This is a genomic window from Streptomyces sp. NRRL F-5126, from assembly GCF_000721265.1.
In the GTDB taxonomy this organism is placed as follows: domain Bacteria; phylum Actinomycetota; class Actinomycetes; order Streptomycetales; family Streptomycetaceae; genus Streptomyces.
Window position 1 is genome coordinate 1 of record NZ_JOFZ01000102.1, and the last position, 374, is coordinate 374.

General features: G+C 63.1%; 1 protein-coding gene. It reads left to right on the forward strand.

What is annotated here, in order from left to right; translation table 11 throughout:
• On the forward strand, window positions 1-374 hold a 374-nt coding region (locus IH48_RS0132525), incomplete at both ends, for an HsdM family class I SAM-dependent methyltransferase (protein ID WP_030913083.1).

Genomic DNA, 374 nt, shown 5'->3' on the forward strand with positions numbered 1-374 from the left:
GGACAGCAGCGACACCAAGGGTGATATCTACGAGTACCTGCTCGCGAAGATCGCCACGTCCGGTCAGAATGGTCAGTTCCGTACGCCGCGCCACATCATTGACCTCATGGTCGAGATGACCCAGCCAGGTCCCCGCGACGAGATCTGCGACCCGGCGTGCGGCACGGCCGGCTTCCTGGTGCAGGCGGCGTCTTACGTGCAGCGGGTGCACCGCGATGCGCTGCTCGACAAGGAGCAGCGAGAGCACTTCAACGAGTCGATGTTCCACGGTTTCGACTTCGACTCCACGATGCTCCGCATTGGTTCGATGAACATGCTGCTGCACGGCATCGAGAGGCCGGACATCCGCTACCGCGACTCGCTCGCGGAGAGCG